Origin of the sequence: Borreliella burgdorferi B31 (assembly GCF_000008685.2) — a bacterium.
GTDB lineage: Bacteria > Spirochaetota > Spirochaetia > Borreliales > Borreliaceae > Borreliella > Borreliella burgdorferi.
Window position 1 is genome coordinate 20,006 of the sequence record NC_001851.2, and the last position, 8,150, is coordinate 28,155.

The 8,150-nt window shown below is 47.8% G+C and carries 2 protein-coding genes and 1 pseudogene; 1 reads left to right on the top strand and 2 read right to left on the bottom strand.

The features are described from left to right. Positions 1-21: 21 nt before the first annotated feature. Complete coding sequence (locus tag BB_RS05830) at positions 22-1,269, bottom strand: variable large family protein (protein WP_158254269.1); 1,248 nt, start codon at positions 1,267-1,269, stop codon at positions 22-24. Beyond that, positions 1,255-6,693: pseudogene (locus BB_RS05835) on the bottom strand (variable large family protein); the annotation flags it as partial. The pseudogene BB_RS05835 and the gene BB_RS05830, both read right to left, overlap by 15 nt. Before the next feature lie 304 nt (positions 6,694-6,997). Here BB_RS05835 and BB_RS05840 point away from each other — a divergent pair. Next, positions 6,998-8,068, top strand: a complete 1,071-nt coding sequence (locus BB_RS05840; RefSeq protein WP_164928172.1) for a variable large family protein — start codon at positions 6,998-7,000, stop codon at positions 8,066-8,068. Positions 8,069-8,150: the final 82 nt, after the last annotated feature.

Here is an 8,150-nt window from a genome sequence, read left to right on the forward strand (position 1 = left end):
TTGAAGCCCCCTCAGCTGTCTTTACACAGCTTTTACCAGCTTATCCAACAACTCGCTAGCTCCCTTAATAGCCCCCTCAGCCTTCCCTTTCTCATCACCACTCTTCACAGCAAACTTTCCATCCTTAGCCATCCCCCTCAAAGCAATAGCAGCAGCAATCTGATCATCCTTCTTCATCTCATGATCAAACTCCGCACCATTCTCCGCATCACCCTTCCCAATAGCAGCAGCAATCGGATTTTTAGCATCCCCAGGCTTCTTTCCCTCCTGATCACCAGCAGCCGCACCAGCAGCCTTAACAATCGCACTTAATATCTGCTCCCCACTAACAGCACCAGCCGCCTTGCTAGCAGCCTCACTGTCCCCAGCATTACCAGCATCAACTTTCCCAAACAACTTCCCTGCCTTTTTATTATTCTCCCCTGTAGCAGCAGCAACTTTCAGCTTTTTACTCCCCCCAGCAGCTTCAACAATCTCCTTTATCCCCTTAGCAATCCCCTTCACACTCTCCTTATCAGCAGCCTTCGCAGCAGCATCATCAGCCACAACTTCTCCAATTGCAGCAGTACCACTTGAAGCCTCCTCAGCTGTCTTTACAGCTGTTACCAGCTTATCCAACAACTCGCTAACTTCCTTAATAGCCCCCTCAGCCTTCCCTTTCTCATTATTATCCTTCTTCACAGCAAACTTTCCATCCTTAGCCATCCCCCTCAAAGCAATAGCAGCAGCAATCTGATCATCCTTCTTCATCTCATCCTTAAACTCCGCACCATTCTCATTACCCTTCCCAATAGCAGCAGCAATCGGATTTTTAGCCTCTGCAGGCTTCTTTCCCTCCTGCTCAGCCGCACCAGCAGCCGTAACAATCGCACTTAATATCTGCTCCCCACTAACAGCACTAACAGCACCAGCCGCCTTGCTAGCAGCCTCACTGTCCCCAGCATGAGCAGCATCACCAACCTTCCCAAACAACTTCCCTGCCTTTTCATTGCCCTCTTTAGCAGCAGCAACTTTCAGCTTTTCACTCCCCCCAGCAGCTTCAACAATCTCCTTTATCCCCTTAGCAATCCCCTTCACACTATCCTTATCAGCAGCCTTCGCAGCATCAGCCACAACTTCTCCAATTGCATCAGTACCACTTGAAGCCCCCTCAGCTGTCTTTACAGCTGTTACCAGCTTATCCAACAACTCGCTAGCTCCCTTAATAGCCCCCTCAGCCTTCCCTTTCTCATCATCATTCTTCACAGCAAACTTTCCATCCTTAGCCATCCCCCTCAAAGCAATAGCAGCAGCAATCTGATCATCCTTCTTCATCCCATCACCAAAATCCGCACCATTCTCCGCATCACCCTTCCCAATAGCAGCAGCAATCGGATTTGTAGCATCTGCAGGCTTCTTTCCCTCCTGATCAGCCTCACTAGCAGCCGCACCAGCAGCCGTAACAATCGCACTTAATATCTGCTCCCCACACTAACCAGCACTAACAGCACCAGCCGCCTTGCTAGCAGCCTCACTGTCCCCATTAGCACCAGCACCAGCACCAGCCTTCCCAAACAACTTCCCTGCCTTTTTATTATTCTCCCCTTCAGCAGCAGCAGCTTTCAGCTTTTTACTCCCCCCAGCAGCTTCAACAATCTCCTTTATCCCCTTAGCAATCCCCGTCACACTCGCCTTATCAGCAGCCTTCGCAGCACCAGCATTAGCCACAACTTCTCCAATTGCATCAGTACCGCTTGAAGCCCCCTCAGCTGTCTTTACAGCTTTTACCAGCTTATCCAACAACTCGCTAACTTCCTTAATAGCCCCCTCAGCCTTCCCTTTCTCACCATCATTACTCTTCACAGCAAACTTTCCATCCTTAGCCATCCCCCTCAAAGCAATAGCAGCAGCAATCTGATCATCCTTCTTCATCTCATCCTTACCAAAATCCGCACCATCCTCATTACCCTTCCCAATAGCAGCAGCAATCGGATTTGTAGCCTCTGCAGGCTTCTCTCCATCCTGCTCACCAGCAGCCGCAGCCGTAACAATCGCACTTAATATCTGCTCCCCACTAACAGCACTAACAGCACCAGCCGCCTTGCTAGCAGCCTCACTGTCCCCAGCATGAGCATCATCAACTTTCCCAAACAACTTCCCTGCCTCTTTATTATTCTCCCTTGTAGCAGCAGCAACAGCTTTCAGCTTTTCACTCCCCCCAGCAGCTTCAACAATCTCCTTTATCCCCTTAGCAATCCCCGTCACACTCGCCTTATCAGCAGCCTTCGCATCATTATCCACAACTTCTCCAATTGCATCAGTACCACTTGAAGCCCCCTCAGCCTTCCCTTTCTCATTATTACCCTTCACAGCAAACTTTCCATCCTTAGCCATCCCCCTCAAAGCAATAGCAGCAGCAATCTGATCATCCTTCTTCATCCCATCACCAAAATCCGCATCCTCATCTTTATTCCCAATAGCAGCAGCAATCGGATTTGTAGCATCTGCAGGCTTCTTTCCATCCTGCTCAGCCGCATCCGCAGCCTTAACAATCGCACTTAATATCTGCTCCCCACTAACAGCACTAACAGCACCAGCCGCCTTGCTAGCAGCCTCACTGTCCCCATGAGCATTAGCACCAGCCTTCCCAAACAACTTCCCTGCCTTTTCATTGCCCTCTTTAGCAGCAGCAACTTTCAGCTTTTCACTCCCCCTAGCAGCTTCAACAATCTCCTTTATCCCCTTAGCAATCCCCGTCACACTCGCCTTATCAGCAACCTTAGCATCATTATCCACAACTTCTCCAATTGCATCAGTACCACTTGAAGCCCCCTCAGCTGTCTTTACAGCTGTTACCAGCTTATCCAACAACTCGCTAACTTCTTTAATAGCCCCCTCAGCCTTCTCTTTCTCATTATTACCCTTCACAGCAAACTTTCCATCCTTAGCCATCCCCCTCAAAGCAATAGCAGCAGCAATCTGATCATCCTTCTTCATCTCATCCTGATCAAACTCCGCACCATCCCCATTACCCTTCCCAATAGCAGCAGCAATCGGATTTTTAGCATCCTCAGGCTTCTCTCCATCCTGCTCAGCCTCACCAGCAGCCTTAACAATCGCACTTAATATCTGCTCCCCACTAACAGCACTAACAGCACCAGCCGCCTTGCTAGCAGCCTCACTGTCCCCAGCAGCACCATCAACTTTCCCAAACAACTTCCCTGCCTTTTTATTATTCTCCCCTTCAGCAGCAGCAGCTTTCAGCTTTTCACTCCCCCCAGCAGCTTCAACAATCTCCTTTATCCCCTTAGCAATCCCCTTCACACTATCCTTATCAGCAGCCTTCGCAGCACCAGCATTATCCACAACTTCTCCAATTGCAGCAGCTCCCTTAATAGCCCCCTCAGCCTTCCCTTTCTCATCATTCTTCACAGCAAACTTTCCATCCTTAGCCATCCCCCTCAAAGCAATAGCAGCAGCAATCTGATCATCCTTCTTCATCCCATCCTCACCAAAATCCGCATCCCCATCACCCTTCCCAATAGCAGCAGCAATCGGATTTTTAGCCTCTGCAGGCTTCTCTCCATCCTGCTCAGCCGCACCAGCAGCCGCAGCCTTAACAATCGCACTTAATATCTGCTCCCCACTAACAGCACTAACAGCACCAGCTGCCTTGCTAGCAGCCTCACTGTCCCCAGCAGCTTCAACAATCTCCTTTATCCCCTTAGCAATCCCCGTCACACTCGCCTTATCAGCAACCTTAGCAGCATCAGCCACAACTTCTCCAATTGCAGCAGTACCACTTGAAGCCCCCTCAGCTGTCTTTACAGCTTTTACCAGCTTATCCAACAACTCGCTAACTCCTTTAATAGCCCCCTCAGCCTTCTCTTTCTCACCACCATCCTTCACAGCAAACTTTCCATCCTTAGCCATCCCCCTCAAAGCAATAGCAGCAGCAATCTGATCATCCTTCTTCATCCCATCCTGATTAAACTCCGCATCCCCATCTTTATCCCCAATAGCAGCAGCAATCGGATTTTTAGCCTCCTCAGGCTTCTTTCCCTCCTGATCACCAGCAGCCTCACCAGCAGCCTTAACAATCGCACTTAATATCTGTTCCCCACTAACAGCACTAACAGCACCAGCCGCCTTGCTAGCAGCCTCACTGTCCCCATGAGCATTAGCACCAGCCTTCCCAAACAACTTCCCTGCCCCTTTATTATTCTCCCCTTTAGCAGCAGCAACTTTCAGCTTTTCACTCCCCCCTGCAGCTTCAACAATCTCCTTTATCCCCTTAGCAATCCCCGTCACACTATCCTTATCAGCAGCCTTCGCAGCATTATCCACAACTTCTCCAATTGCAGCAGTACCACTTGAAGCCCCCTCAGCTGTCTTTACAGCTTTTACCAGCTTATCCAACAACTCGCTAGCTCCCTTAATAGCCCCCTCAGCCTTCCCTTTCTCATCCTTCTTCACAGCAAACTTTCCATCCTTAGCCATCCCCCTCAAAGCAATAGCAGCAGCAATCTGATCATCCTTCTTCATCCCATCACCAAAATCCGCACCATCATCCGCATTACCCTTCCCAATAGCAGCAGCAATCGGATTTTTAGCATCCCCAGGCTTCTCTCCATCCTGATCAGCCGCACCAGCAGCCGCAGCCTTAACAATCGCACTTAATATCTGCTCCCCACTAACAGCACTAACAGCACCAGCCGCCTTGCTAGCAGCCTCACTGTCCCCATTAGCATCAGCACCAGCCTTCCCAAACAACTTCCCTGCCTCTTTATTATTCTCCCCTGTAGCAGCAGCAACTTTCAGCTTTTCACTCCCCCCAGCAGCTTCAACAATCTCCTTTATCCCCTTAGCAATCCCCGTCACACTCGCCTTATCAGCAGCCTTCGCAGCATTATCCACAACTTCTCCAATTGCATCAGTACCACTTGAAGCCCCCTCAGCTGTCTTTACAGCTTTTACCAGCTTATCCAACAACTCAGCAGCTCCCTTAATAGCCCCCTCAGCCTTCCCTTTCTCACCACCATCCTTCACAGCAAACTTTCCATCCTTAGCCATCCCCCTCAAAGCAATAGCAGCAGCAATCTGATCATCCTTCTTCATCTCATCCTTAAACTCCGCACCATTCTCCTCATTACCCTTCCCAATAGCAGCAGCAATCGGATTTGTAGCATCCCCAGGCTTCTTTCCCTCCTGATCAGCCGCATCAGCAGCCTTAACAATCGCACTTAATATCTGCTCCCCACTAACAGCACTAACAGCACCAGCCGCCTTGCTAGCAGCCTCACTGTCCCCAGCATTAGCACCAGCACCAGCCTTCCCAAACAACTTCCCTGCCCCTTTATTACTCTCCCCTGTAGCAGCAGCAACTTTCAGCTTTTCACTCCCCCCAGCAGCTTCAACAATCTCCTTTATCCCCTTAGCAATCCCCGTCACACTCGCCTTATCAGCAACCTTTGCAGCACCAGCATTAGCCACAACTTCTCCAATTGCATCAGTACCACTTGAAGCCCCCTCAGCTGTCTTTACAGCTTTTACCAGCTTATCCAACAACTCAGCAGCTCCCTTAATAGCCCCCTCAGCCTTCCCTTTCTCACCACCACCACTCTTCACAGCAAACTTTCCATCCTTAGCCATCCCCCTCAAAGCAATAGCAGCAGCAATCTGATCATCCTTCTTCATCCCATCATGATTAAACTCCGCACCATTCTCCGCATCACCCTTCCCAATAGCAGCAGCAATCGGATTTTTAGCATCCCCAGGCTTCTTTCCCTCCTGATCACCAGCAGCCGCACCAGCAGCCTTAACAATCGCACTTAATATCTGCTCCCCACTAACAGCACTAACAGCACCAGCCGCCTTGCTAGCAGCCTCACTGTCCCCAGCATGAGCAGCATCAACTTTCCCAAACAACTTCCCTGCCTTTTCATTGCCCTCTTTAGCAGCAGCAACTTTCAGCTTTTTACTCCCCCCAGCAGCTTCAACAATCTCCTTTATCCCCTTAGCAATCCCCTTCACACTCGCCTTATCAGCAACCTTCGCAGCATTATCATCAGCCACAACTTCTCCAATTGCAGCAGTACCACTTGAAGCCCCCTCAGCTGTCTTTACAGCTTTTACCAGCTTATCCAACAACTCGCCAGCTCCCTTAATAGCCCCCTCAGCCTTCCCTTTCTCATCATTCTTCACAGCAAACTTTCCATCCTTAGCCATCCCCCTCAAAGCAATAGCAGCAGCAATCTGATCATCCTTCTTCATCTCATCCTTAAACTCCGCACCATCCTCATTACCCTTCCCAATAGCAGCAGCAATCGGATTTTTAGCCTCCCCAGGCTTCTCTCCATCCTGCGCAGCCTCACCAGCAGCCTTAACAATCGCACTTAATATCTGCTCCCCACTAACAGCACTAACAGCACCAGCCGCCTTGCTAGCAGCCTCACTGTCCCCAGCATTACCAGCACCAGCCTTCCCAAACAACTTCCCTGCCTTTTCATTATTCTCCCCTTCAGCAGCAGCAACTTTCAGCTTTTCACTCCCCCCAGCAGCTTCAACAATCTCCTTTATTCCCTTAGCAATCCCCGTCACACTCGCCTTATCAGCAACTTGGCTTTTACAATTAATAAAAACAAAGAAAGTTGTTAATAAAATTGCACTTGAAATTTTTTTCATATTTTTTTGTTTAATGATTGTTTTGAACATTTAAAAAATGTTTTTGTTAAGAGGCTTTTATTCTTTGTTTAAGTTAAAGTTAAATAATAATAACTAGTTTTTTTAATTGGATTTGTGAATTTTGCCTACTTCCGTATCACATATAATAAAGTTTGATGACATATATAGTATTTTTATTGCTTGAGAGTTTTAACAAGTGTAGGTGAGAGAATTTTTCATTTCTTTTATTATAAAGAATAAAAGAAATGAAAAATTCTCTCACCTACACTTGTTAAAACTCTCTTTTTGAGTTAAGATGATAACTTATACTTTTCATTATAAGGAGACGATGAATATGAAAAAAATTTCAAGTGCAATTTTATTAACAACTTTCTTTGTTTTTATTAATTGTAAAAGCCAAGTTGCTGATAAGGACGACCCAACAAACAAATTTTACCAATCTGTCATACAATTAGGTAACGGATTTCTTGATGTATTCACATCTTTTGGTGGGTTAGTAGCAGAGGCTTTTGGATTTAAATCAGATCCAAAAAAATCTGATGTAAAAACCTATTTTACTACTGTAGCTGCCAAATTGGAAAAAACAAAAACCGATCTTAATAGTTTGCCTAAGGAAAAAAGCGATATAAGTAGTACGACGGGGAAACCAGATAGTACAGGTTCTGTTGGAACTGCCGTTGAGGGGGCTATTAAGGAAGTTAGCGAGTTGTTGGATAAGCTGGTAAAAGCTGTAAAGACAGCTGAGGGGGCTTCAAGTGGTACTGCTGCAATTGGAGAAGTTGTGGCTGATGCTGATGCTGCAAAGGTTGCTGATAAGGCGAGTGTGAAGGGGATTGCTAAGGGGATAAAGGAGATTGTTGAAGCTGCTGGGGGGAGTGAAAAGCTGAAAGCTGTTGCTGCTGCTAAAGGGGAGAATAATAAAGGGGCAGGGAAGTTGTTTGGGAAGGCTGGTGCTGCTGCTCATGGGGACAGTGAGGCTGCTAGCAAGGCGGCTGGTGCTGTTAGTGCTGTTAGTGGGGAGCAGATATTAAGTGCGATTGTTACGGCTGCTGATGCGGCTGAGCAGGATGGAAAGAAGCCTGAGGAGGCTAAAAATCCGATTGCTGCTGCTATTGGGGATAAAGATGGGGGTGCGGAGTTTGGTCAGGATGAGATGAAGAAGGATGATCAGATTGCTGCTGCTATTGCTTTGAGGGGGATGGCTAAGGATGGAAAGTTTGCTGTGAAGGATGGTGAGAAAGAGAAGGCTGAGGGGGCTATTAAGGGAGCTGCTGAGTCTGCAGTTCGCAAAGTTTTAGGGGCTATTACTGGGCTAATAGGAGACGCCGTGAGTTCCGGGCTAAGGAAAGTCGGTGATTCAGTGAAGGCTGCTAGTAAAGAAACACCTCCTGCCTTGAATAAGTGATTTAATTAAGTGTATGGACACGACTATGCCCTCATGATTGAGGAAATAGTCGAGAGATATATATACTAAAAGATAATAAATA

What these genes read in the sequence shown, in the direction of transcription:
- BB_RS05830 (WP_158254269.1), bottom strand. Translation starts at nt 1,269, where the DNA reads ATGGCTAAGGATGGAAAGTTTGCTGTGAAGAATGATGATGAGAAAGGG.
- BB_RS05840 (WP_164928172.1), top strand. Translation starts at nt 6,998, where the DNA reads ATGAAAAAAATTTCAAGTGCAATTTTATTAACAACTTTCTTTGTTTTT.